The organism is Nonomuraea sp. NPDC050540 (assembly GCF_044457485.1).
Taxonomy (GTDB): Bacteria; Actinomycetota; Actinomycetes; order Streptosporangiales; family Streptosporangiaceae; genus Nonomuraea.
In genome coordinates, this window is the sequence record NZ_JBITHA010000008.1 from 335,151 (window position 1) to 358,256 (window position 23,106).

At 71.6% G+C, this 23,106-nt stretch carries 18 protein-coding genes; 8 read left to right on the forward strand and 10 right to left on the reverse strand.

Going from position 1 to position 23,106, the window contains the following annotated elements; all coding sequences use genetic code 11:
• The first annotated feature begins 8 nt into the window (after window positions 1–8).
• Window positions 9–2,069, forward strand: a complete 2,061-nt coding sequence (locus ACIBI5_RS28465) for an RNA degradosome polyphosphate kinase (protein WP_397251796.1) — start codon at window positions 9–11, stop codon at window positions 2,067–2,069.
• Complete coding sequence (locus tag ACIBI5_RS28470; RefSeq protein WP_397251797.1) at window positions 2,062–2,892, forward strand: NUDIX domain-containing protein; 831 nt, start codon at window positions 2,062–2,064, stop codon at window positions 2,890–2,892. Before ACIBI5_RS28465 ends, ACIBI5_RS28470 begins: the two co-directional genes overlap by 8 nt.
• Here the strand turns inward: ACIBI5_RS28470 and ACIBI5_RS28475 are convergent.
• The 4 genes from ACIBI5_RS28475 to ACIBI5_RS28490 are packed head-to-tail and all read right to left on the reverse strand — an operon-like array spanning window position 2,867 to window position 6,669.
• On the reverse strand, window positions 2,867–4,057 hold the full coding sequence (locus tag ACIBI5_RS28475; RefSeq protein ID WP_397251798.1) for a cytochrome P450: 1,191 nt from the start codon (window positions 4,055–4,057) through the stop codon (window positions 2,867–2,869). The two genes, ACIBI5_RS28470 and ACIBI5_RS28475, sit on opposite strands and share 26 nt — an antisense overlap.
• On the reverse strand, window positions 4,054–5,511 hold the full coding sequence (locus ACIBI5_RS28480; protein ID WP_397251799.1) for a CHAD domain-containing protein: 1,458 nt from the start codon (window positions 5,509–5,511) through the stop codon (window positions 4,054–4,056). Before ACIBI5_RS28480 ends, ACIBI5_RS28475 begins: the two co-directional genes overlap by 4 nt.
• Before the next feature lie 52 nt (window positions 5,512–5,563).
• Window positions 5,564–5,893: a glyoxalase gene (locus ACIBI5_RS28485; protein ID WP_397251800.1), complete on the reverse strand. Its 330-nt coding sequence runs from the start codon at window positions 5,891–5,893 to the stop codon at window positions 5,564–5,566.
• Entirely contained in the window at window positions 5,890–6,669 is a 780-nt protein-coding gene (locus tag ACIBI5_RS28490) for a trans-aconitate 2-methyltransferase (RefSeq protein ID WP_397251801.1), read from the reverse strand. Before ACIBI5_RS28490 ends, ACIBI5_RS28485 begins: the two co-directional genes overlap by 4 nt.
• A 55-nt stretch (window positions 6,670–6,724) precedes the next feature.
• Between ACIBI5_RS28490 and ACIBI5_RS28495 the strand changes: the two genes are divergently transcribed.
• Complete coding sequence (locus ACIBI5_RS28495) at window positions 6,725–7,243, forward strand: MarR family winged helix-turn-helix transcriptional regulator (protein ID WP_397251802.1); 519 nt, start codon at window positions 6,725–6,727, stop codon at window positions 7,241–7,243.
• Between the two features lie 498 nt (window positions 7,244–7,741).
• On the opposite strand, the gene ACIBI5_RS28500 is transcribed toward ACIBI5_RS28495, so the two are convergent.
• Both ACIBI5_RS28500 and ACIBI5_RS28505 read right to left on the reverse strand, forming a co-directional pair.
• Window positions 7,742–9,550 carry an ABC-F family ATP-binding cassette domain-containing protein gene (locus tag ACIBI5_RS28500; RefSeq protein WP_397251803.1) on the reverse strand — a complete coding sequence of 603 codons (1,809 nt, stop codon included), beginning with the start codon at window positions 9,548–9,550 and terminating at the stop codon, window positions 7,742–7,744.
• 456 nt (window positions 9,551–10,006) lie between these two features.
• Window positions 10,007–10,909, reverse strand: coding sequence for a 4-(cytidine 5'-diphospho)-2-C-methyl-D-erythritol kinase (locus tag ACIBI5_RS28505; RefSeq protein WP_397251804.1), 903 nt, complete (start codon window positions 10,907–10,909; stop codon window positions 10,007–10,009).
• 136 nt (window positions 10,910–11,045) lie between these two features.
• On the opposite strand from ACIBI5_RS28505, the gene ACIBI5_RS28510 reads away from it, so the two are divergent.
• Window positions 11,046–11,861: an arginase family protein gene (locus ACIBI5_RS28510; protein ID WP_397251805.1), complete on the forward strand. Its 816-nt coding sequence runs from the start codon at window positions 11,046–11,048 to the stop codon at window positions 11,859–11,861.
• Window positions 11,862–12,203: 342 nt separating this feature from the next.
• Here ACIBI5_RS28510 and ACIBI5_RS28515 read toward each other — a convergent pair whose 3' ends face one another.
• Both ACIBI5_RS28515 and rsmA read right to left on the reverse strand, forming a co-directional pair.
• The gene (locus ACIBI5_RS28515) at window positions 12,204–12,995 is read right to left on the reverse strand and encodes an NlpC/P60 family protein (RefSeq protein WP_397251806.1); all 792 of its coding nucleotides are present in this window, start codon (window positions 12,993–12,995) and stop codon (window positions 12,204–12,206) included.
• A 280-nt stretch (window positions 12,996–13,275) separates the two neighbouring features.
• Window positions 13,276–14,115, reverse strand: coding sequence for a 16S rRNA (adenine(1518)-N(6)/adenine(1519)-N(6))-dimethyltransferase RsmA (gene rsmA, locus ACIBI5_RS28520; RefSeq protein ID WP_397251904.1), 840 nt, complete (start codon window positions 14,113–14,115; stop codon window positions 13,276–13,278).
• Between the two features lie 92 nt (window positions 14,116–14,207).
• Between rsmA and ACIBI5_RS28525 the strand changes: the two genes are divergently transcribed.
• The 3 genes from ACIBI5_RS28525 to ACIBI5_RS28535 all read left to right on the forward strand — a co-directional run bounded on the left by ACIBI5_RS28525 (window position 14,208) and on the right by ACIBI5_RS28535 (window position 18,170).
• Window positions 14,208–15,875 (forward strand): serine/threonine-protein kinase, encoded by a 1,668-nt coding sequence (locus ACIBI5_RS28525; protein WP_397251807.1) that lies wholly within the window; start codon window positions 14,208–14,210, stop codon window positions 15,873–15,875.
• Window positions 15,872–17,050, forward strand: a complete 1,179-nt coding sequence (locus ACIBI5_RS28530) for a hypothetical protein (RefSeq protein WP_397251808.1) — start codon at window positions 15,872–15,874, stop codon at window positions 17,048–17,050. The genes ACIBI5_RS28525 and ACIBI5_RS28530 overlap by 4 nt, the downstream gene beginning before the upstream one ends.
• Before the next feature lie 61 nt (window positions 17,051–17,111).
• Window positions 17,112–18,170, forward strand: coding sequence for an FG-GAP-like repeat-containing protein (locus ACIBI5_RS28535; RefSeq protein ID WP_397251809.1), 1,059 nt, complete (start codon window positions 17,112–17,114; stop codon window positions 18,168–18,170).
• A 5-nt stretch (window positions 18,171–18,175) separates the two neighbouring features.
• On the opposite strand, the gene ACIBI5_RS28540 is transcribed toward ACIBI5_RS28535, so the two are convergent.
• Entirely contained in the window at window positions 18,176–19,102 is a 927-nt protein-coding gene (locus ACIBI5_RS28540; RefSeq protein WP_397251810.1) for a ubiquitin-like domain-containing protein, read from the reverse strand.
• 65 nt (window positions 19,103–19,167) lie between these two features.
• Complete coding sequence (locus ACIBI5_RS28545) at window positions 19,168–20,052, reverse strand: TatD family hydrolase (protein WP_397251811.1); 885 nt, start codon at window positions 20,050–20,052, stop codon at window positions 19,168–19,170.
• On the opposite strand from ACIBI5_RS28545, the gene ACIBI5_RS28550 reads away from it, so the two are divergent.
• Window positions 20,051–23,098: an ATP-binding protein gene (locus ACIBI5_RS28550; RefSeq protein ID WP_397251812.1), complete on the forward strand. Its 3,048-nt coding sequence runs from the start codon at window positions 20,051–20,053 to the stop codon at window positions 23,096–23,098. The two genes, ACIBI5_RS28545 and ACIBI5_RS28550, sit on opposite strands and share 2 nt — an antisense overlap.
• The last annotated feature ends 8 nt before the right edge of the window (window positions 23,099–23,106 follow it).

Here is a 23,106-nt window from a genome sequence, read left to right on the forward strand (position 1 = left end):
TTGCTCATATGTCCGCGGAACCGTTGCACCCAGGAAACGACTTGCCCTTGCCCCAGGAGCGGTTCCTCAACCGTGAGGAGAGCTGGCTTCAGTTCAACCAACGGGTGCTGGAACTGGCCGAAGACGACTCGCTGCCCCTTCTGGAGCGGGTGCGCTTCCTCGCGATCTTCGCGAGCAACCTGGATGAGTTCTTCCGGGTACGCGTGGCGGGTCTCAAGCGGCGTATGGCCACCGGCCTGCTGCTGCGGACCAAGAGCGGCCTGAAGCCCCGCGAAGAACTGGCCCGGATCGCCACGATCGCCGGCGACCTGGCCAAACGGCATGCGGCGGGCTTCCACGAGCGGATCAGCCCGCAGCTCGCCGGCGAGGGTATCGAGATCGTCCGCTGGGACGACCTGGGCCGCGAGGAACGCACCGAGCTGCGCAAGCTGTTCCGCGAACGCATCCGCCCCGTGCTCACCCCGCTGGCGGTGGACCCCGCCCACCCTTTTCCCTATATTTCCGGCCTGAGCCTCAACCTTGCCGTCGTGGTGCGGAATCCGACCAACGGTCACACGGTCTTCGCCCGGGTCAAGGTCCCGTCCCAGTTGCCGAGGTTCGTCACCGCCTCGAAGGATCGCTTCGTCCCGCTTGAGGATGTGATCGCCGCCCATCTCGGCCAGTTGTTCAAGGGCATGGAGATCGTCCAGCACCACGTCTTCCGCGTCACCCGCAACGAGGACCTCGACGTCGACGAGGACGTCACCGAGAACCTCATGCAGGCGTTGGAGAAGGAACTGCTCAAGCGCCGCTTCGGCCCGCCGGTCCGGCTGGAGGTCGAGGACACGATCACCGCCGAGGTGCTCGACCTGCTCGTCGAGGAACTGGGCGTGGCGCCGCACGAGATCTACCGCGTCGCCGGGCCGCTCGACCTGACCGGCCTGCACGCCATCGCCGACCTGGACCGCGGCGAGCTCAGCTACCGGCCGTTCGTGCCGGCGGAAGCCGTACACGCCGATGACGACGTCTTCTCCGTGCTGCGCGAGCGCGACGTGCTCCTGCACCACCCCTACGACTCCTTCGCCACCAGCGTGCAGCGTTTCATCGAGGAGGCGGCGGCCGACCCGCGCGTCCTGGCGATCAAGCAGACCCTCTACCGCACCAGCGGCGACTCGCCCATCGTTGACGCGCTCATCGACGCGGCCGAGGCCGGCAAGCAGGTCGTCGTGGTCGTGGAGATCAAGGCCCGCTTCGACGAGCACGCCAACATCTCCTGGGCCCGCAAGCTGGAGCGCGCCGGCTGTCACGTGGTCTACGGCGTCGTGGGCCTGAAGACCCACTGCAAACTCGCCCTCGTCGTACGGCAGGAGCCGTCCGGAGAGCTGCGCCGCTACTGCCACATCGGAACCGGCAACTACAACCCCAAGACCGCCAGGCACTACGAGGACTTCGGCCTCCTGACCTCCGACCCGCTGGTCGGCGAGGACGTCACGGACCTGTTCATCCACCTGACCGGCTACTCCAACCACTCCGCCTACCGCCGCCTGCTGGTCGCCCCGCACTCGCTGCGTGGCGGCCTGCTGGCCAGGATCGAGCGGGAGATCGCCCACCAGCAGGCCGGGCGCCCCGCCAGGATCCGGATCAAGACGAACTCGCTGGTCGACGAGCCCCTGATCGACGCCCTCTACCGGGCCTCGCGCGCGGGCGTGCCGGTGGACCTGTGGGTACGCGGCATCTGCATCCTGCGTCCGGGCATCCCCGACCTGTCGGAGAACATCCGCGTACGCTCCATCCTCGGCCGGTTCCTGGAGCACTCGCGGGTCTACGAGTTCGGGCTCGGCCGCCGTCCCGAGGTGTGGGTGGGCAGCGCCGACCTCATGCGCCGCAACCTGGACCGCCGGGTCGAGGCCCTGGTCAAGGTGACCGGGCAGCAGCACAAGGCGTACCTCATCGAGCTGATGGACCTGGCCATGGCCGACACCACCAACGCGTGGTGGCTGAAGGCCGACGGCACCTGGGTCCGGCACCAGGGTGAAGACCTGCAGACCCACCTCATCGGCACCCGCCGCTGGAGAACCGTTGATGACTGAGATCTTCCGGGCCGCCGGCGCCGTGGTGTGGCGGGGCGACGCGGAGAACCCCGAAGTGGCGCTGATCCACCGTGATCGTTACAACGACTGGACCTTCCCCAAAGGCAAGCTGAAGACCGGCGAGCACATGATCGCCGCCGCGGTCCGCGAGGTGCGCGAGGAGACGGGCATCACCGCGCAGCTGGGCCGCGCCCTGCCGCCGATCCAATACCTGTTCAAGGGCCGGCTGAAACGCGTCGACTACTGGGCCGCCCAGGTGGCCGACGAAGTGCCGTTCGTACCGAATGACGAGGTCGACGCCCTGGAGTGGATGCCGATCGCCGAGGCGCGCACCCGCCTCACCTACTCCTGGGACGGCGGCCTCCTGCACGCGCTGACCGCCGTGCCCCTGCGCACCGTCCCCCTTGTCCTGGTACGGCATGGCGCCGCTGGATCCCGGCAGAACTGGAAGGGCGACGACGACCTGCGCCCGCTGGAGGCGGAGGGCTACGTCCAGGCGGTCACGCTCGCCCAGGTGCTGCCCGCCTACCGCCCCGAGGTGCTGCTCAGCTCGCCGAGCCTGCGCTGCGTGCAGACGATGGAGGCCTTCTCCACCGCCATCGCGACCGATCCGCTGCTCAGCGAGCGGCACCAGGACGCCGACAAGACGCCCGCGCTGGTGAACGGCATCACCGTGCCCGCCGCCGCCTGCAGCCACGGGAAGGTGCTGCCGCACCTGATCTCCGCGCTCAGCGGTGTCGACGTCCACCTGCGCAAGGGCGCCTTCGCCGTCCTGCACCGGGCTGGGACCAGGACGGTCAGCGTCGAACGCTATTCCACGTGACGGGCAGCTTCGCGAAGCCCTGGGTCAGCCGGCCGGTGTTCACCTCCAGCTCTGGCAGCGGGACGGCGAGCCGTAGGCCCTCGAAGCGCTGGAAGAGGCGGCTGAAGACCGCCTCCAGCTCGACCCTGGCCAGGGTGGCGCCGAGGCAGAAGCGCGGGCCGTACCCGAAGCCGAGGTGCGGGTCGCCGGGTTTGCGATGCAGGTCGAAGACGTCGGGGTCGGAGAAGACCCGTTCGTCGCGGTTGGCGGCGTCGGTGGAGATCAGTACCGCTTCGCCCTTGCGGATGGTCAGCCCGCCGTACTCGACGTCCTCGCGGGCCCAGCGGGGGATGCCGTGCAGGCTGGGCACGGCCATGCGCAGGATCTCCTCGACCGCCGCGGGCGCCAGCGACGGGTCCGCCTCCAGCTCGGCGAGCTGGTCGGGACGCTCAAGCAGGAGCAGCACGCCGTAGTCGATGCGGCCGACGGTCGTCTCGTGCCCGGCGAACAGCAGGCCGCCGGCGAGCCGGGCGACCGTACCGTCGTCGTCGATGACCCCGGCGAGGTCGGTCAGCACGTCCTCGCCCGGCTCGCGGCGTTTTCGCTCGATCAGTCCGGCCATGTACGCGCCCATCTCGGCGCGGGCCGCCTCGCCCTTGACCGCGTCGTCGATGTCGCCCATGCGGATGGAGACCTCGCCGAAGTAGTCCCTGTCCTCGAACGGCACGCCGAGCAACTGGCAGATCACCAGCACCGGCAGCGGGAAGGACAGCTCGGCGTGCAGGTCGGCGGGTGGCGTCAGGCCGGCCAGGTGGTCCAGGCGCTCGTCGACCAGCGTTCCGACGTGGTCGGCCAGTGCCTTCATCCGGCGGGCGGAGAACGACGGCTGGAACAACCGCCGCATCCGCTCGTGGTCGGCCTTCTCGGTGGCGTGGTCGCCCGACGGGCCGCCCAGGAGCGCCGAGCCGGAGATGCGCGGGGCCTTCTCCGGCTCGGGGTGCGAGCGGCCCAGAAGCGGCTCGGCGAACAGTTTGCGGGCGTCCTCATAGCCGCTGACCAGCCAGACTTCATCGCCGGTCCGGGTGCGGACCTTGGCTATGCCCTGCTGTAGTCGTAGCTCGCGGTAGGCGGCGGGAACGTCCAGAGGTGTGGTGCGCTCGAATGGGATGACGGGGAGCTCACTCATAGGATCTTTCTAACAGCCTCCACCGTCTTCTCCCAGACCGCCGGGAACTCGGCGTGTGCCCGCTCGGCGGTGCTCTTCTCCATGCCGATCAGCAGACCGTAGGTGAAGGTGTCCTCGCCCGCGTGCCGCGCGCTCTCGGCCTCCTTGGCGAGCGTCTCCTGCGCCACCACGCCGTCCTGGTAGAGCCCCAGAATCTCCTGTACGGCCTCCGCGTGCTTGGCCAGCTTCTTCATCCCGAGCGCCTCGGCCGTGTAGCGGGCGCGCTTGGCCGCCTTGCGCACGTCGTGCATGGCGATCTCGCGGCGTTCCTCGTCCTCGATGGCCTGCGCGTGGTCGTAGGCGTCGGTGACCCGCTTCCAGTTCTTGGCCGCGACACCCTGGAGCGTCGCCTCGGCCGGTCTGCCCGCGGGCTTGGCCAGCTCGGGCTCGGCCACGAGCGCGTCGAGGCCGTCGAGCAGCGTGTAGTAGCGGGTGCCGCTCAGCGCCTCCCTGATCCGGTTGTAGGAGTCCTGCTCGCGCTTGAGCAGGTCCTCGCCCAGGCGTTCCTGGATGGGTCCGTGGATCAGTTCCGGGGCCAGCGAACGCAGGAGGCCGGCGAACCTGGCTCTGGTCACCTCCAGGTCGCGGGCCTCGCCGAGGACCGTTCCCAGCCAGCGCAGCTCGTCCTGGAGGTGCTCGGTGCCGGTGACGATGCTCTTGAACGCCTTCAGGGCGCTGCGCATGCGCCTGGCTGCCACGCGGGCCTGGTGAACGGCGTCGTCCTCGGCCCGCCGTACCCTGGGATCCTGCGACAGCAGCGCGCTGACCTGGCTGTCGAGATAGTCCATGACGACCTCGCCCGCGGAGCCCGCCTTGGCGGGCCCGCCGGGACGGGGCGGCCGGTCGAGCAGCCGCGCGAGCTTGCTGGACGACTCGGCCGGCGTGGCGCCCGCCTTCATGAGACGTTTGCCCACCTTGGCGAGCAGCGCCTGGTCGCCTTCGAGCAGTTCCGCCTCGACCTCGCGCCAGCGCTCCAGGCGCGGCTCGTCGCCGAACACGGTGCCCTTGACCCGATCGTCGGCGATCTCCACCAGCGGGCTGCCGTCGACGGAGACGACCGTGACGTTCCTGCGGGTGTCCAGCTCGGCGACGGGCACGAGCTCCGCGCCCCGGGTGAAGGCGCGCACCAGGTTCTCCAGCGGCGCCGGGACGACCTTGGTGCTGCGCGTCAGCGGGTGGGTGATCTCCTGGCGCGCCCCCTTGGCTTTGGGGAGTTTCAGATGCCAGCCGGGATCGGAGCCGCCTCGCCTGCGCCGCAACGTGATCCCGAGGGCCGCCAGCCGCAGGTCGGGAGTGTCGTAATAGAGCGCGACGAGCTGATAGCTCTTCGGCCCGTCCACGTCACCGATCTTGCTCAGGTCCGGGATGGCGTAATCGTCGGCGACGTCGAACTTGTCTTCGATCTCGATGCCCACAGCACCTCGCAAGTGTCCGATTTCGGAACATCATGCCACTGGAAGGTTAACTTCACACGACCTGCAGAAGCTCGATTCTGTTCCCCACGGGGTCGGTGACGTAGACGCGGCGATACCCGGGGAAGAGCAGGTCCACCTCGCCTTCGGGCAGTTCGTCCACCAGGAACGCGGGATGGGCCTTCCTGGCCGGGCGGAAGTCCTCCTCGATGCCGAGGTGCACCTCCACGCCGTCGCCCCGGAACCAGGCGCCGCCGCGCTTGGCCAGTTCCGGCGGCTTCGGCACCTCGGTGAGACCGAGGAAGCCGGAATAGAACTCCCTGAGCTGCGGCTCGCTGCCCTTCGGCGCCGCGAGCTGGACGTGGTGCATGGCGATGAGCTTCACGCGTGCGCCACCTCTTTGCTGGCCACTACGAAGATGCGCCGGAAGGGGAAGGCGGTGCCGTACTCCTTGCGAGGATATGCCGCATCGAAGAGCTTTTTGAGGTCCCGTTTGAAGGAGGTCTGCTCGCCGGGGTTGAGCCGGTCGAGAACTGGACGCAGGGCGGTGCCGGAAACCCAGGTCAGCACGGCGTCCTCGCCCTGGAGCAACTGGACGTAGGTGGTCTCCCAGGCGTCGACGCGGGCGCCCATGGCGCTGAGCAGTTCCATGTACTCCACGGCCGTGGAGACCGGCGCGCCACGGTCGAACTCGCCGAGCTTGTCGCGCCAGGTGTCGCTGCGGCAGAGTTCGCGGATCAGCACGTGGCTGGGCGCGTCGAAGTTGCCCGGCACCTGGAAGGCCAGCCAGCCGCCGTCGGCGAGCGCGTCGACCCAGTGTCCGAGCAGGTCGCGGTGGGTGGGCACCCACTGGAGCACCGCGTTGGAGACCAGGACGTCGACCGGCCGGTCGGGACGCCACAGGGTGACGTCGGCCACGGTGAACCTGCCGCCGGTCTCGCGGGCCTTGGCGATCATCGCGGGCGAGGAGTCGAACCCCTCGACCGTCGCCTCCGGCCAGCGTTCGGCCAGCGCCATGGTGAGCTCGCCGGTGCCGCAACCGGCATCTACGACATACTGTGGTGCGTCGGCCTGGATTCTGGCGGTCAACTCGAAGAACGGCCGTGACCGCTCGTCGGCGTAGCGTTCGTACGTTGACGGGTCCCAGATATCTCTCGACATAGAGATATTTGATATCGAGATATGTATCTCGATGTCAAGACAGTACACTGCATCCATGACGGATGCGCACGAGTCCCTTGACGAGGTCGACCGGCTGGTCGCCGCCTGGCGGACCGAGCGGCCCGACCTCGACGTCGAACCCCTCCAGGTGCTCTCCCGCGTCTCCCGCCTAGCCAAGCACCTCGACCGGGCCCGCCGGGCCGCCTTTGCCGAGCACGACCTCGAACCATGGGAGTTCGACGTGCTGACGGCACTGCGGCGAGCGGGCAAACCCTACGAACTGTCCCCCGGCGCCCTCCTGCGCGCCACGCTGGTGACGTCGGGCACGATGACCAACCGCATCGACCGCCTGGCCCAGGCCGGCCTCGTCCGCCGCCGCCCCGACCCGGAGGACCGGCGCGGCGTGCTCGTCTCGTTGACGGACACGGGACTGCAGCGGGTGGACTCGGCGTTCTCCGGACTGCTACGCCGCGAACACGACCTCCTCGCCGGCCTCGACGAGCCCGACCAGCGCACCCTCGCCGCCCTCCTCCGCACCCTCCTCGCCCCGTTCGACGCAGGTTCCTCCAACTGACGCTTTATGCCGTTACGGCGCTCTGCGGTCGCGGCGCTCTGCGGTCGCGGCGCTCTGCGGTTGTCGTGCTCTGAGGTTGTCGTGCTCTGCGGTTGTGGCCGCCTTTAGGGTTACGGCTAGCGCCGGGCCGCCCGCACCGCCGTCGTGGGCGCGCGACCGTCGAGCGCCGGTCGTGAAGGCTCACGAGGTTCCCGCCGCAACGACTCCGCCCTTGCCCACCCCAGGCCAACGGCACACCGGGTATCTCGGCCCCACTGCACGCGGGCCCACCCACGCTTTTCAGGCGCCGCCGCGGCGAGACGCGGTACGGCGGAGCCCGGCGCCCCTCTACGGCGCTCAGCCCACCCGGGTGTCCCTGCTACCCGGCCCTACCCGGCACGGTCGGCGACGCCACCCGGCCACGCGGCATCACCCGGCCACGCGGCATCACCCGGCGATGTTGGCCACCTGGGGGCGTTGGTAAGTCCGGGGTGGGTTGCTCGCCGAGGCGGTCGGCGGCTACTCGCCGAGGCGGTCGGCGGTTTCCAGCCATTCGGCTTCGATGGTGTCCTTCTGGGTTTGGATGTCCCTCAGCTGGGCGTCCAGCGAGCCGAGCCGCTCGTAGTCGCTGGCCGCCGCCGCCATCTGTTCGTGAAGCTTGGCCTCCTGGCCGGTCAGCTTGTCCAGCTGGCGCTCCAGGCGGCTCAGTTCCTTGCGGAGTTCGCGTTCTTCCTTGGCCGACGGGCCCGAAGGGGTGGTGGCCGGCGAAGGGGTGGCTGGAGCCGTACCGGACGGGGCGGGGGTGGAGGCGAGGCGGGCGGTCAGGGCGGTGCCGGCCGCGCGGCGCTCCAGGTATTCGTCCACGCCGCCGGGCAGCATCGACAGCCTGCCGTCGCCGAGCAGCGCCACGCAGCGGTCGGCGACGCGCTCCAGGAAGTAGCGGTCGTGGCTGACCAGGATCAGCGTGCCGGGCCAGCCGTCGAGCAGGTCTTCGAGCTCGTTGAGCGTCTCGATGTCGAGGTCGTTGGTGGGCTCGTCGAGCAGCAGCACGTTGGGATCGTCCATGAGCAGGCGCAGCAACTGCAGCCGCCGCCGCTCCCCACCCGACAGCTCGCCGACGACCTTCCACTGCGCCTCGCCCTTGAAGCCGAGGCGTTCGAGCAGCTGGGAGGCGGTCCACTCGCGCTTGCCGACCTGGATGTACTTGCGGATCTCCTCGACCGTCTCCAGCACGCGGCGCGTCGGGTCCAGCTCGGTCAGTTCCTGCGACAGGTGTGCCAGGCGGACCGTCCTGCCGCGCACCACGCGGCCCGTGTCCGGCTGGACCGTGTCCGCGAGCAGCCGCAGCACCGACGACTTGCCGGAGCCGTTGACCCCGATCAGCCCGATCCGGTCACCCGGCCCGAACTGCCACGTGCACGCGTCGAGCACCATCGGCCCGCTGCCGGGGCCTCCGGCGTGGAGGGTGACGTCTTCGAGGTCGTACACGGTCTTGCCCAGCCGCGCCGTCGCGAACTTCACCAGCTCCACGCTCTCCCGCGCGGGCGGCTCGTTGGCGATCAGCGCCTGCGCGGCGTCGACGCGGAACTTCGGCTTCGAGGTACGCGCGGGCGGGCCCCGCCGCAGCCAGGCGATCTCCTTGCGCATGAGGTTCTGGCGGCGTTCCTCGGCGGCTTGGGCGATGCGCGCCCGCTCGGCCTTGGCCAGGACGTACGCCGCGTAACCACCCTCATAACGCTCGACCTTGCCGTCGACGACCTCCCACGTCCGCGTGGAGACGGCGTCGAGGAACCATCGGTCGTGCGTCACCACCACGAGCGCGCTCTTTCGCGTCGCCAGGTGCCCGGCCAGCCAGGCGATCGCCTCGATGTCCAGGTGGTTCGTGGGCTCGTCGAGCATGATCAGCTCGTGTTCGTCGATGAGCAGCTTGGCCAGCGCCGTACGCCGCCGCTCCCCACCCGACAACTCCGACGCCTTGGACTCCAGGTCAAGGTCACCGATCAGATTGGCCAGAATCTCCCGTACACCCTGGTCACCGGCCCACTCATGCTCAGCCCGCCCACCCAGCACGGTCTCGCGCACACTCAGCCCGGGATCCAACGTGTCCTGCTGCGACAGGACACCGATCCGCAGGCCCCGGTTGTGCGTGACCCGGCCGCTGTCCGGTTTGACCTCACCGGAGATCACCGCCAGCAGGGTGGTCTTGCCACCGCCGTTACGTCCGACCACCCCGATCCGCTCACCGGCCTCCACCCCGAGGGAGAGATCGCTGAGCAACGGCTTGGGGCCGTAGGCATGGGAAACAGACTCAAGATTGACCAGATTCATGGCCGTCCCAGCGTACTGGCAACCCAACGCCACCCCATCCACCCTCCAACCCACCCACCGCGCCGAATCCTTCACAGGCCCACAACCTTGCGAGACGGCCGAACCGACGCGGTGCCCCCCGCCGCCGGTCGCCCCGCCGCCGGTCGCCCCGCCGCCGGTCGCCCTGGCCACGGTGTTCTGCCGCGTGGCCGAGGTGCCCGTGTCTGCCCTGGTCAGGTTGTGTCGTGCCCGACCGGGGTGTGCCTGTGTCTTCGGGGGTCAAGGGCGGAGTTGTTACGGCGAGTGCCACGTGAGCCCTCACGGCCATCGCTCGACAGACGTCCACCGGGTACGGCGGGGCGGGTGGGCGGCGGAGCCGTAACGGATGGAGAGCCCGAACGCACAGCGGATCCGTAGCGGATAGCAAGCCCCGACGCGCAGTTGCTCGGACGGAACGTTCGGAGGCCGAGGGCGGAGTCAGATCAGGTGGGCTCCGGGGGCGGGGCCTGTGGTGGGTGCGGCGGTTTGGCAGACGGCGGAGGCGGTGAGGGAGATGGCCAGGTCGCGGGCGTGGTCGGCGTCCGCCGCCAGGAACGCGCAGGTCGGTCCGGAGCCGGAGACGATGGCGCCCAGCGCGCCGAGGTCGCGGCCGGTTTCCAGGGTGCGGGCCAGGCTGCGGCGCAGCATGAGGGCGGCGGGCTGCAGGTCGTTGGTCAGGACGGCGCCCAGGGCCTGCGCGTCGCCGGTGCGCAGGGCGGTCAGCAGGGGTTCGCTGACCTGGGGCCATCCGACCGCCTCGCCGGTGGCCTCGCGCAGGCGGTCGCACTCGGCATACACCTTCGCCGTCGACAGGCCGCCGTCGGCGATGGCGAAGACCCAGTGGAAGGTTCCGCTCGTCTCCAGGCCGGTCAGCTGCTCGCCCCGGCCGGTGCCCACCGCCGTGCCGCCGAGCAGGGAGAACGGTACGTCGCTGCCCAGGTCCGCGGCGATCTCCATGAGGTCCTCGGGCGGCAGGCCGAGCCCCCACAGCTCGTTGCACGCCACCAGCGCGCCCGCGGCGTCGGCGCTGCCTCCGGCCATCCCGCCCGCCACCGGGATCGCCTTCCTGATGACGAGTTCGACGCCATAGCTGCGGCCCGCGTGCTTGGCCAGCGCGCGGGCGGCCTGGATGGCCAGGTTGCCGTCGTCGAGCGGCACCTGGTCGGCCCATTCGCCCACGACGCTGACCTTGACCAGTTCCGACTCCCTGGCCTCGACCTCGTCGAAGATCGATACGGCGTGGAAGACGTTCACGAGGTCGTGGTAGCCGTCGTCACGCAAGGGCCCGACGGAAAGCTGCACATTGACTTTGGCGGGCACCCGTGCGGTCACCGAACTCATCGATCTGCTGCCACTTTCATCGCCTCGGAGTCAGGACCCTCGATGGTAGCGGGCTCCCGGCCGCCCCACGCCCCATCCCGAACCCGCACGTCACCCCGGCCACACCTTTCATCCGGAGATGATGCATCGTAGGCAGATGACGTTGATTTCGGTTATCGAGGTGCCGCAGTGGCGGTCGTCGGGATCCCGTACGGCGGAGCGCCTCGTCGAAGGGGCCAGGCTGCTGGCCGAGATGGTGCCCGGCGGGGACCGGGTGCGGGTCGAGGTGGCGGAAGGCTCCACTCCCGCTGAACTCGCGGTCACCGCCTCCCGGGTCCGTGCCGCGCGAGCCGGTGCCCAGGGCTTCCCTGTGACGCTGGGCGGTGACTGCGGGGTCGACCTCGAGCCGATCGCCGCGGCCGTGCGCCGGTACGGGGAACGGCTGGTGGTGCTGTGGTTCGACGCCCACGGGGACCTGAACACGCCCGATACCTCTCCTTCCGGGGCCTTTCACGGGATGGTGCTGCGGGCGCTCACCGGCGAGGGGCATCGTGAACTGCTGCCCGAGGTGAGCCTGGATCCTCGGCGGATCGTCCTCGCCGGGGCGCGGGACCTGGACGCGGCCGAGGCGGCGTTCATCGAGGAGCGCGGGGTTCGTCACCTTCGTGTCGAGGATCTGGCCGGTGCGGATGCTCTTCTGGACGGGGTTTCGCGGGCCGGTGACGGGGAGGTCGCCGTCTACATTCACATCGATCTGGATGTGCTGGATCCTGGGGAGTTCGCTTCGGTGGGGGCACCGGCTCGGGGCGGGTTGGGGGCTGGGCAGTTGCTGGGGCTGGTGGAGGCTGTGGCCGGCCGGTTCGAGATCGCCGGGCTCGGGATCACCGAGTACGAGCCCAACGACCCCGACGATCAGGCCACCCTGACACCCCTGGTCTCCGCCCTGGTCAAGACCTGCACCCAAACCCGCTGACCCGACCCCACCCCGACCCCTCCCCGCGCCCGCCAACCGCCGAGGCGGCCAGCATGCCGGTGGGCCCCAGCCTGACGAGGGCCCGGGGAGGGAGTGGGCCGAGGTCGAGCGGTAAGGACTGACGCAGGGGTGTGGAGAGGGTCCGGTGCCACGACCCAGGCTTGTGGACGAGAGCCGTGGGCACCAAAGCCAGGCGGGGCCGTGGTGCCGGACGGACACCCAATGCCAGGCCGGGGGCGTGGCGCCAAGCGGACGCCCGGAGCCAGGCGAGGAGCCGTGGAGCCGGGCGGACACCCAGAGCCAAGCCAGGGGCCGTGGTGCCAAGCGGGGTTGTTGGGTGGGTTAGCCGGGGCGGACGGCGCCTCGGTAGATGGAGCGGTAGTAGGACGACTTCAGGAACTGGGTTTTCCTGACCACGTCGCCGGTCTTGGGGGCGTGGATCATGATGCCGTCGCCCAGGTAGAGGCCCACGTGAGTGGGGTCGCCGTTGCCGCCGCCGAAGAAGACCAGGTCTCCCTTGCGCAGGTCGGACAGCGCCACCCGGCGGCCCTGGCGGAACTGGGTGCCGGTGTAGTGGCCCAGGGTCACGCCTGCCTTCGACCACGCGTAGAGGGTGAGGCCGCTGCAGTCGAAGCCGACGGTGTTCGCGCCTCTGCCGATGCCTCGGGTGGGGCCGGAGGGAGCGCCTCCGCCCCAGGAGAACGGGGTGCCCAGCCTTGCCAGGGCGGCTGTGGCGGCGGCTTCGCCCTTGGTCGGTCTGGGGTTCTTCTTCGTGCTGGGGGTGGGGCGTTCAGGGGCGGGCTTGACGGTGATCCGTTCGAGCTTGGGGGTGGTCCACCACGGATGGGGAGGGTGGGAGCGTGACGGCGCGGGTTTGGCGGGTGCGCCGTCACGGCCGATGGAGGTTGGACGCTCCAACCGGGTGCAGGCCGCTGCCGGGAGGGTGATCACTCGCTTCACCTCGCGGGAGCCGGGACTCCGGGAAGGGGCCGCGGATTCTTGGCCGGGTGGCCGCGGGACGACCAGGTGTGCGTAGGCGGCCGGGATGGTGATGACCACCTGGCACTCGGCGGTCGGCGCGGGGACCGTGCTCAGCGTGGCCAGGAAGCCGCCGCCGAGGGTGAGCCACATCATGGTGTTCTCCTGGGCTGGATCGGATGGGAGGCCCAGGATCGTGCGGATCGGGTGGCGGTTTTGGCGGCGAACGCGGTTCTGGGGATGGGGACGCGGGGTCACGCGCGTGGTTGTGGACAACGCCGTGCCAGACCTGGCCGTACGCCTACGCGGACCCGCACGCCAACGCGGAACCCCGCCCAGCCGAACGCCTACGCGATTCCGCCCCGCCGTACACCTACGCGGGACTCCGCCCCGCCATACACCCACGCGGACGCCCGGCGGGCTACAGGGCGTGAGGTCAGGGGGTGTTCTCGGCGATGCGGGTGAAGGCGGTGACGTCGAGTTGTTCGCCTCGGGCCGAGGGGTCGACGCCGGCCGCGCGCAGGGCGGTTTCGGCGGCGGACGGGCTGCCGGCCCACGTTGACAGGGCGGCGCGGAGGGTCTTGCGGCGCTGGGCGAAGGCGGCGTCGATGACGGCGAACACCTGCTCACGCGTGGCGGTGGTCGCGGGCGGGTCCCTGCGGACCAGGGAGACGAGGCCGGAGTCCACGTTGGGGACGGGCCAGAACACGGTACGGCCCACCGGGCCCGCCCTGCGCACGTCGGCGTACCAGGCGGCCTTGACGGACGGCACGCCGTACACCTTGGAGCCGGGCGGCGCGGCGAGCCGGTCGGCCACTTCGGACTGGACCATCACCAGCGACTTGCGCAGCGACGGCAGCGACTCCAGCAGGTGGAGCACGACGGGGACGGCCACGTTGTAGGGCAGGTTCGCCACCAGCGCGGTCGGCACGTGTCCGGCCAGGTCGCCGGGGCCGATCCGCAGCGCGTCGGCGCCGACCACGGTCAGCTTTTCGGACAGGCCGCGGCCTGCCACCGTCTCCGGAAGTTGCGCGGCGAGGACCGGGTCGATCTCCACCGCGACGACGTGCTCGGCCGCCGCGAGCAGCGCCAGCGTCAACGAACCCAGCCCCGGCCCCACCTCGATCACGACGTCGTCCGGCGCGACCTCGGCCACCCGGACGATGCGGCGGACGGTGCCGCCGTCGATCACGAAGTTCTGCCCGAGTCGCTTTGTCGGACGAAGATCGAGCTTCTCCGCCAAATTACGTATTTCTATCGGGCCTAGCAGGTCCATCATCCAACTAGTCTCCCGCACCGAAGAACCTGAGATAGCGGACGGGGGGCACCACAGGGGAGGATGGCGTGAAAGACGAAGGGACATCCCTGATGGAGCCAACGGGCGCCGCGCCGCTTCGCCCCGCGGATCCCCGGGAAATCGGCCCTTACCGGCTGCTGGGGCGGCTCGGCGAGGGCGGCATGGGCACGGTTTTCCTGGCACGGGCGCCAGGCGGGCGATTTGTCGCGCTCAAGGTGGTGAAGTCGGAGTTTGCGAACCAGGAGGGGTTCGCGGCCCGCTTCCACGCGGAAGTGGACAACGCCCGGCGGGTCGCCTCATTCTGCACCGCCCAGGTTCTGGACAACGGCAACAGCGACGAAGGCCGTCCCTACATGGTCACGGAATTCATCGCGGGCACTCCTTTGTCCGAGCAGATCGCGAGATTCGGCGCGCTGGAGGCCGGACCACTCCACGGCGTCGCCCTCGGCGTGGCCGCCGCCCTGGCCGCCATCCACGTCGCCGGGCTCGTGCACCGCGACCTCAAGCCCGCCAACGTCATCCTCAGCCTCTCCGGTCCCCGCGTGATCGACTTCGGCATCGCCCGCGCCCTCGACCGCGAGACCGGCTTCACCCTCTCCGGCGAACTCCTCGGCAGCCCCGGCTGGTGGGCCCCCGAGCAGGTACGCGGCGAACAGGTCACCCCCGCCGCCGACATCTTCTCCTGGGGCTGCCTGGTCGCCTACGCCGGAAGCGGCCGCCACCCGTTCGGGCGCGGCGACGTGATCACGCTGGCCACCCGCGTCCTGAACGGGCCGCCGGAGATCGGCACGCTGCCCGCGCCTCTCGACGATCTGGTACGGCGCGCCACCGCCATGGACCCCGCCCAGCGCCCCACCGCCCAGGACCTCCTCCTCGCCCTGGTCAGCGGCGGCGCCCCGGCACCGGCGGCCGACCCGCCCACGCTGGCGGGCACCGAGTTGCTGCGCGACTGGCAGCCGCCGCAGAACGTCGTGGACAGCCCGGACATCACCTCCACCTTCTCGATCACCCCCACCCCGCCCCCCAGACTCCCCCTCACCGCCACCCAGGCCCCCACCACCCCGGCCCGCGCCGCGGCGACGCCGGAGACCTACCCGGCGGACCAGAGCACGCCCGTACCGACGGGCCATACCTTCCGTGACCTCGACCGGCCGGAGGAGCTCCTCCCACCGGTCGAGTACGCCACCGCTCCCCCGGCCGGCTACGTCCCCGACCGCCCCAGGACAAGAGGCACCCGCTGGCTGATCGCGGCGGCGGCGGCCGTACTGGCGCTGGCGCTGACGACGGGTGTGCTGATCTGGCAGGGCTCGCGCAACAGCCCCGCGGTCCAGAACACCCCGCAAGCGGGCGAGCCCGCCGTCACCGACGTGGGCCGCAGGTTCCAGCTCAGCGACGCCTTCGACGGCCCGCAGCTGATCATCGCGACCGCCCCCGAGTGCGGCGTGGCCGGATACCAGGGCGCCACCCCCGCCAACGGCCGGCTCTGCCTGCTGCGCTGGACCCTGCTGAACCCCGGCGGCGAGCTCACCACGGTCGGCACCCCGGCCCTCACCCTGATCGACGACAGGAACGGCCGTCACGATCCGCTGCCGGTCTCCTCCCAGCTCCCTGCCGCGCTGACGGCGGGGGGACGGTTCGACGGGGTGTTCGTGTTCGACCTGCCGCCGGTCAGGAAGGCGGCGCGGCTGTCCGGCACGATGTTCACCGGCGGCAAGCAGATCGAGGTGCGACTGTCATGATCGTCCGGACCATCGTCACGCTCGCCCTCGCCGCCCTGGCCATCTCCCCCGCCCATGCGGCGACGCCGACGGCCTGCAACAACCAGAGTGACTTCGACGGCGACGGCCAGGACGACGCCGCCGTCGGCGACCCGTTCGCCAACGGCGGCAAGGGCGCGGTACACCTGCTCTCCGGCACCAAGGTGGTCAGCCTCCCCCTGCCGTCCCTGGGTGACGGCGACGCGTTCGGCTGGTCGGTGAAGCTGGCCAGGGTCAACGCGGACGCCTGCGCCGACCTGGTGGTGGGCGCGCCGTACGCGGATGTGCAGGGCGTGCGCGACGCGGGCGCGGTCCACATCCTGTACGGCGGAGCCGCCACGCGACCCCAGCTCCTCACCGCCCCGCAACCCCAGCAGGACGCCCATTTCGGCTGGTCCCTGGCCGCCCACGGCAACCTCCTGGCCGTAGGCGCACCCCACGAGAACGAAGCCCAGATCGCCGACACCGGATCCGTCTACATCAAGTCCGGCAGCCAACCCCTTAAGCGGATAAGTCAGGAATCGTCCGAGGTCCCCGGCAACGGCGAAGTCGGCGACCAGTTCGGATACTCGGTGGCCCTGTCCAAGGATCGGGCGTTGTTCGTCGGCGTGCCGTACGAGAACGACGACGGGGCGGGCCGCCAGGTCGGCGCCGGCAAGATCCACTCAGGCCAGGTCACCATCATCACGGACGCCACCGCGCCGACCCTCCAGGGCCAGAAGTGGGACTCCCCCACCAAGAAGGCCGGCGACCGGTTCGGCTACGCGCTCGCCTACACCGACGGCGTGGGCCTCGCGGTGAGCGCCCCCGGCCCCGGCTACGTGCAGCTCTACACCCCGGCGCTGCGCCCGGTCAGGACCATCCGCCAGGGCACGCAGGGCTTCGGCTACTCGCTGGCGATCTCACCCGACGGCCGGCTGGCCGCGGGCAGCCCGTACGGCGGGGGCGTCCTGCTCACCTCGTTCCAGTCCTCCGGCCAGGACCGGCGCCTGAACCTGGACGGCCGGGCCTTGGCCTTCAGCGGCAACCGCCTGCTGGCCGGCCAGCCCGACGCGGGCCGCGCGGGCCAGGTCGCCGTCCTGGGCCGCAACACCGAGGAGGTCCAGCGCGCCGAGCCCCCGGCCGGCGCCGACTTCGGCTCCAGCGTCACCGGCTGAACCCCCACGAACAGCAGGGAGGGCGTTGAAGGCATCAAGGCCACTGGCCGTGGCAGCGGTCATGTCCCTGCTGGTCACGGCCTGCACCACGCCGGACGGCGACCACCGCCCGGCGGCCGACTGCGCCAAGGCGAGCCCCCGGGACGTGGACGGCGACGGCCGCGACGACCTGGTGGTGGGCGACACCGAACAGTGGCGAGCCGGTCCGGGCGCGCTGTACCTGATCAGCGCGGGCAAGGTGACCAGGCTCCCGGCCCCCGACAAGGACGCCAGGGGCCTGGGCGCCGCCGTGGGCATGGGCGACGTGGACGGCGACGGCTGCGCGGACGTGGTGGCGGGAGCCCCGTACACCGACGTGCGGGGCAACCAGGCCGCGGGCGCCGTCTACATCCTGTACGGCGGCCAGAAGAGGCCCCCCGGAAAGCTCGTCGCGCCAGACCCGAAACCAGGGGCCGGGTTCGGCGAGTCCCTGGCCGTCCGCGGCGACCAGATCGCCGTCGGCGCCCCGCATGACGACGCCGACGGCGTCACCGCCTCCGGCTCCGTACATCTGGCCGGCAAGGGCACGATCCACCGCACGATCACCCAGAACTCACCCGGCATCCCGGGCACCGGCGAACCGTACGACCGGTTCGGCACCGCCCTGGCCCTGGGCCCGGACGCGGTCCTGGTGGGCACGCCGTACGACAGGACGGCGACGCTCGTCGGCGAGCGCGCGATCAGGCTCCAGCCGCCGAAGAGCTGCCGCAACTACGCCGCCTCCGTCGCCTATCACCAGGGCTACGTCGTCAGCGGTTGCGGCCAGGTCAGGCTCTACGCCGACGACGGCACCCCCAGGTCCCACCTCACCAGGAAGGCGAACCCCACCCTGCTGACGGCCTCGCCCCAGGGCTACGCGGCGGTGTGGAGCGACGGCGCCTGGCAGGTGCCGCCCGGACAGGCCCGCCCCTGGCAGCAGCCGGAGCCCTGGTCGGCGGCCCTCACGGAGACGAGCCTGGCCGTCGGCATGCCGACGGCCAGTCCGGGTGGCGCCGTCGCTGTCCTGGACCTCAAATCCGGAAATATCCAGACCTATCGGGTTCCGGGCAGCACCCAGTTCGGCGACGCCATCTCCGGCTGAGCGTCTCAGCCGAACAAGCGGGCCCCGCAGTGCGGCCACTGGCCCTCCCACCGGGCGCTCACCCGCTGGTACAGCAGCTGCGCCCGGTAGGTCTGCTCCTCGGCCGGCCACATCACCGGCGTCCCCACTCCGCCCACCGACTGCCAGCTGGCCAGGCTGAACTGGTACATGCCGTAGTAGGGCCCGGCCGGATTGAGCGCCTGGGGATTGCCGTGGGACTCGCACTGGGCCAGCCCGGCCCAGTTGAGTCTCGCGACCGCAGCCTGCACCGGCACGGTACGCGGCGGCAGCACCGGCCCCGGCGGCGTCACTCTGATCACGGTGCCCTGGCGCGGAAAGCTGTCCGGCGGCGGCGTGATCCTGTATCCCCGAGGCGTGTCGATCCGCTCCTGCCGCAGCACCTCCCGGACCGTTCCAGCGGTGGTTCTGGTCCACCTCCGGTCCGTCCCGGCGATCACCCGCACGCGCCGCGAGGTGTACATGGTCAGCGACATCCCCGACAGCGGCACCATCCGGTCGGGCGGCGCGGACAGCCGGCCGCCCGCGTGGTCGATCTCCAGCTCGTCGAGCGCGGCGGCGACGTTCGTGGCGGTCACCATGCGGTTGCTGGTGCGCCCGTCGACGGTCAGCCGGAGCGGGCGCGCGTGGCGGACCACGATCGTGGCGCCGTCGACGACCTGGTCGTGCCCGCCCGGCCGCAGGTAGTCGCCGAGCCCCACCGCCACCTCGGCCTCCGTCAGCAGCTCGAACACCGACCCGGCGAAGCTGCGGATCACGACGGTCTCACCGTCCACGACGAGCTTGATGTCCTTGGACATGCTCGCGACGGCCGCCAGTCCGCCCGTGACCGCGACCGCGGCCAGACCGACCACCAGCGTCCACGGCGAGCGCCATGGGACCTGCGGGCGCGGGGCGCGCCTTCTGCCACGCACGGGCGACCTCCGGAGAGACTCGGGCGCCCGACGCTAGCGGCGGGCACCCGCCCGCCTCTACCGGTTCACGAAAAGATGCCGAAGACGGTGGCCCCGTTGGCGGTGATCGCCTCGCACAGCACCTCCGGCTGGACGCCCTTGACCTCGGCCAGGCAGCGCAGGGTGAGCGGGATCAGGTAGGGGGCGTTGGGCTTGCCGCGGTGGGGCACCGGCGGGAGGTAGGGGGCGTCGGTCTCGACCAGCATCAGCTCGGCGGGCGCGACGGCGGCGGCCTCGCGCAGGTAGCCGGCGTTCTTGTAGGTGACCGGACCGGAGAAAGACATGAAATATCCGGCTTCGACGCACTTCGCGGCCATCTCGGCGTCGCCGGAGAAACTGTGGAAGACGACGACGTCCGGCGCCCCCTCCGCGGCCAGCGCCTTCAGCACGTCGTCGTGCGCGTCGCGGTCGTGGATCACCAGCGCCTTGCCGGTGCGCTTGGCGATCTCGATGTGCGCGCGGAAGCTCTCGTGCTGGTCGTCCTTCGAAGCCCAGTCGCGGAAGTAGTCGAGCCCGGTCTCGCCCACGGCCCGCACCTCCGCGCGCCGCGCGAGCCGTTCGATCTCGGCCAGCACCTCGGGCGTGGACGCGTGAGCCTCGTTGGGGTGGATCGCCACGCCCGCGTAGACGCCTCGGTGCTCGGCGGCGACCCGCGCGTTCCACTGCGAGGAGGTCAGGTCGTAGCCGATCGTCACCAGGCTCGTAACCCCCACCGAGCGCGCCTCGGCCAGAATCGTCTCCACCGAGGCCGCCGCCGCCTGCGCGGCCTGCGCCACCGGATCGCCTGATGAGGCCTGCCGGTTGCCGACCATGATGTCCAGGTGGCAGTGGCTGTCGAAGACCTCGGCGCCCAGAGGCTCGGGAACAGCGGGACTCTTGCTCACGTCGCCCAACCCTATAGTGGCTGCCATGCGGTTCGGGGTGCTCGGGGCGGTCCGCGCCTGGCGGGCGGACGGGAGCGAGGTTTCGCTCGGGGGCCCGGCCCGGCGCGCGCTGCTGGCCACGCTCCTGCTGAGCCCCGGCCGCGCGGTCGGCGCCGAGCGCCTCATCGACGAGGTGTACGGCGAGCGCCCCCCGAAGGACGCGCACCACGCCCTGCAGTCCCAGGTGTCCAGGCTGCGCCGCGACGGCATCGCGGTGGAGCGGGTGGCGGCCGGATACGTGCTGAACGTGGACCCGGACGACGTCGACGTGCACCGCTTCCTGCGCCTGGCCGAGCAGGGCCGCGAGGCGCTCGGCTCCGGTGATCCGGATCGGGCCGCCGGGCTGCTGCGGGAGGCGCTCGGGTGGTGGGCGTCGCCGGCGCCGGCCGTACATCTGGAGGAGCGGCACCTCGCCGCCCTGGAGGACCTGGCCGAGTCCGACCTGCGGCGCGGCGACCATCGCGCGGCCCTGGCCGCGCTCGGCGAGCTGGTCGAGAGCCACCCGCTGCGCGAGCGCCCGCGCGCGCAGCTCATGCGCGCCCTGCACGCGGCCGGCCGGCCCGCCGAAGCCCTGGTCGTCTATGAGCGCACCCGTCGGCTTCTGGCCGACGAGCTGGGCGCGGACCCCTCTCCCGAGCTGTCCGCGATCCACCGGGAACTGTTGCGCGGGGAAGATCCTCCCACCCCGCAGGAGGCGCTCCCGCTCACCAGCTTCGTCGGCCGCGAACAGGACGCGGCACGGGTAAGGGCGCTGCTGGCGCGGGCCAGGCTGGTGACGCTGCTCGGGCCCGGCGGGGTCGGCAAGACCAGGCTGGCCACGGAGGTCGTGCGCGAACAGCCGGGCCGGCAGGTGGTCGAGCTGGCCGCCATCCGCGACGGCAGTCAGTTGCCGCAGGTCATGATGGCCGCGCTCGGCGTCCGCGACAGCGGCCTGCATCCGCCGGGAGACCGCGAGGAGCCCGCCGACCCGGCCGTGCGCCTGGTCGCGGCGCTGTCCGGGCGCGAACTGCTGCTCGTGCTGGACAACTGCGAGCAGATCATCGACGACGTCGCCGCGCTCGCCGAACGGCTGCTCACCGCCTGCCCCGGCCTGCGCGTCCTGGCGACCAGCCGCGAGCCGCTGGGGCTGACCGCCGAGCACCTGTGGCCGGTGCGCCCGCTCCCGCTGGCCGACGCGGTCAAGCTGTTCACCGACCGGGCGCGGGCGGTGCGGCCGGACTTCGCCGCGCAGCCGGTCGTGGAGTCGATCTGCCTCGCGCTGGACGGGTTGCCGCTGGCGATCGAGCTGGCCGCCGCCCGCATGCGTACCCACGAGGCCGCCGAGCTGGCCGAGCGCCTGGAGTCCGAGCGGTTCCCGCTGCTGTCGCGCGGCAGCCGTACCGCCGAGGCCAGGCACCGCACGCTGCGCGCGGTCGTCGCGTGGAGCTGGGAGCTGCTGAGCGCCGACGAGCGGGCGATGGCCGCGCGACTGACCGTGTTCGCCGGCGGTGCGAGCGCCGCGGCCGCCGCGCGGGTCAGCGGTCTGCCGGACGCGGAGGCGCTGCTCGACTCGCTCGCCGACAAGTCGTTCGTGGAGGTCTCGGGCGGCCGTTACCGCATGCTCGCCACGATCCGCGCCTTCTGCGCGGAAAAGCTCGACGCCCCCCACGCGGTACGGCAGGCGCACGCGGCCTACTACCTCGACCTGGCCCTGGAGGCCGACCCCCACCTCCGCCGCGGCGAGCAGCTGCGCTGGCTGGACGCGCTGGCCGCCGAGCACGGCAACCTGCGTGAGGCGCTGCGCTTCGCCGTCGAGTCGGGAGCGGTCGAGCTGGGCATGCGGCTGATCGGCGCGCAGGCCCACTACCTGTGGATGCGCGGCATCCGCACCACCGCCATGGCCGAGGCCACGGCGCTGCTGGCGGCGGCGGGCCCGCGACCGGACCCCGCGCTCGGCGACGACTACGCCCTGTGCGCGCTGATCGCGGGCGAGGAGCGCTACCTGCGGCGGGCCTCCGCCCTGATCGACCGGGAGCACGGGCATCCGCTGCTGACGTTCCTGTGGCCGTTGATGACGGCCAACGGCGGCGACCCGGAACTCGTCCTGCGCGTGCTGCGCCGGGCCGAGAGCGGCGGCGATCCGTGGGCGCGGGCGATGTCCCGGATCATCTGGGCCTTCCCCCACATGGCGGCCGGCGAGTACTCCGCCGCGCACGCCGCCCTCACCGCCTCGCTGGAAGGCTTCCAGGAGCTCGGCGACCGCTGGGGCTCGGCGCTGGCCCTCGACTCGCTGGGCTGGCTGGGCGTCAACACCGGCGACCGGGTGGCGGCGCTGGCCCACACCAGCCGGGCGCTGGAGCTGGCCGAGCTGCTGGGCGCCGACGAGGACCACGCCGACCTGCTGTGCAACCGGGGCGACCTGCGCCAGCGCGACGATCCGGCGGCCGCGCGGGCCGACTACGAGCTGGCGGCCGAGGTGGCCAGGCGCTCGGGCATCCCCACCTACCTCGCCGCCGCCCTGCGCGGCCTGGGCGACCTGGCGAGGATGGCGGGCGACCTGCCCGCGGCCCGCGAGCTGTACCAGCAGGCGCTGGCCCGCTCCGACGCCGGATGGATCAAGAGCTCGGGCAACCACACGCGGGTGCTGGTCGGCGTCGGGCGGATGGCCGAGGCGGAAGGCGATCCGGTCGCCGCCGCCGAGGCCTACCGGCAGGCCGTCGAGGTGGCCGTCGCGACCGGGGCCGTCCCGGAGAGCGCGCGGGCCGTGGAGGCGCTGGCCGGGCTGGCCGAACCGGCCGAGGCCGCGAGGCTGCTCGGGGCGGCCGTGGCGCTGCGCGGCAGTGCCGTACCCGGTGATGAGGACCGGCTCGCGGCGGAGGCGCGCGCCCGTGCGGCGCTCGGTGAGCGGGAGTTCGCGGCCGCGCACCGGGCGGGCGCGGAGCTGAGCAGGCAGGCGGCGCTCAGACTCGCGGGCGTCAGCTCCGAGGCCATCAACGCCTCACCGCTGGGCGTGATCGCCGCGATGACCGGTGAGCCTCCGGTGAGGCACCGGTGAGCTCCCCC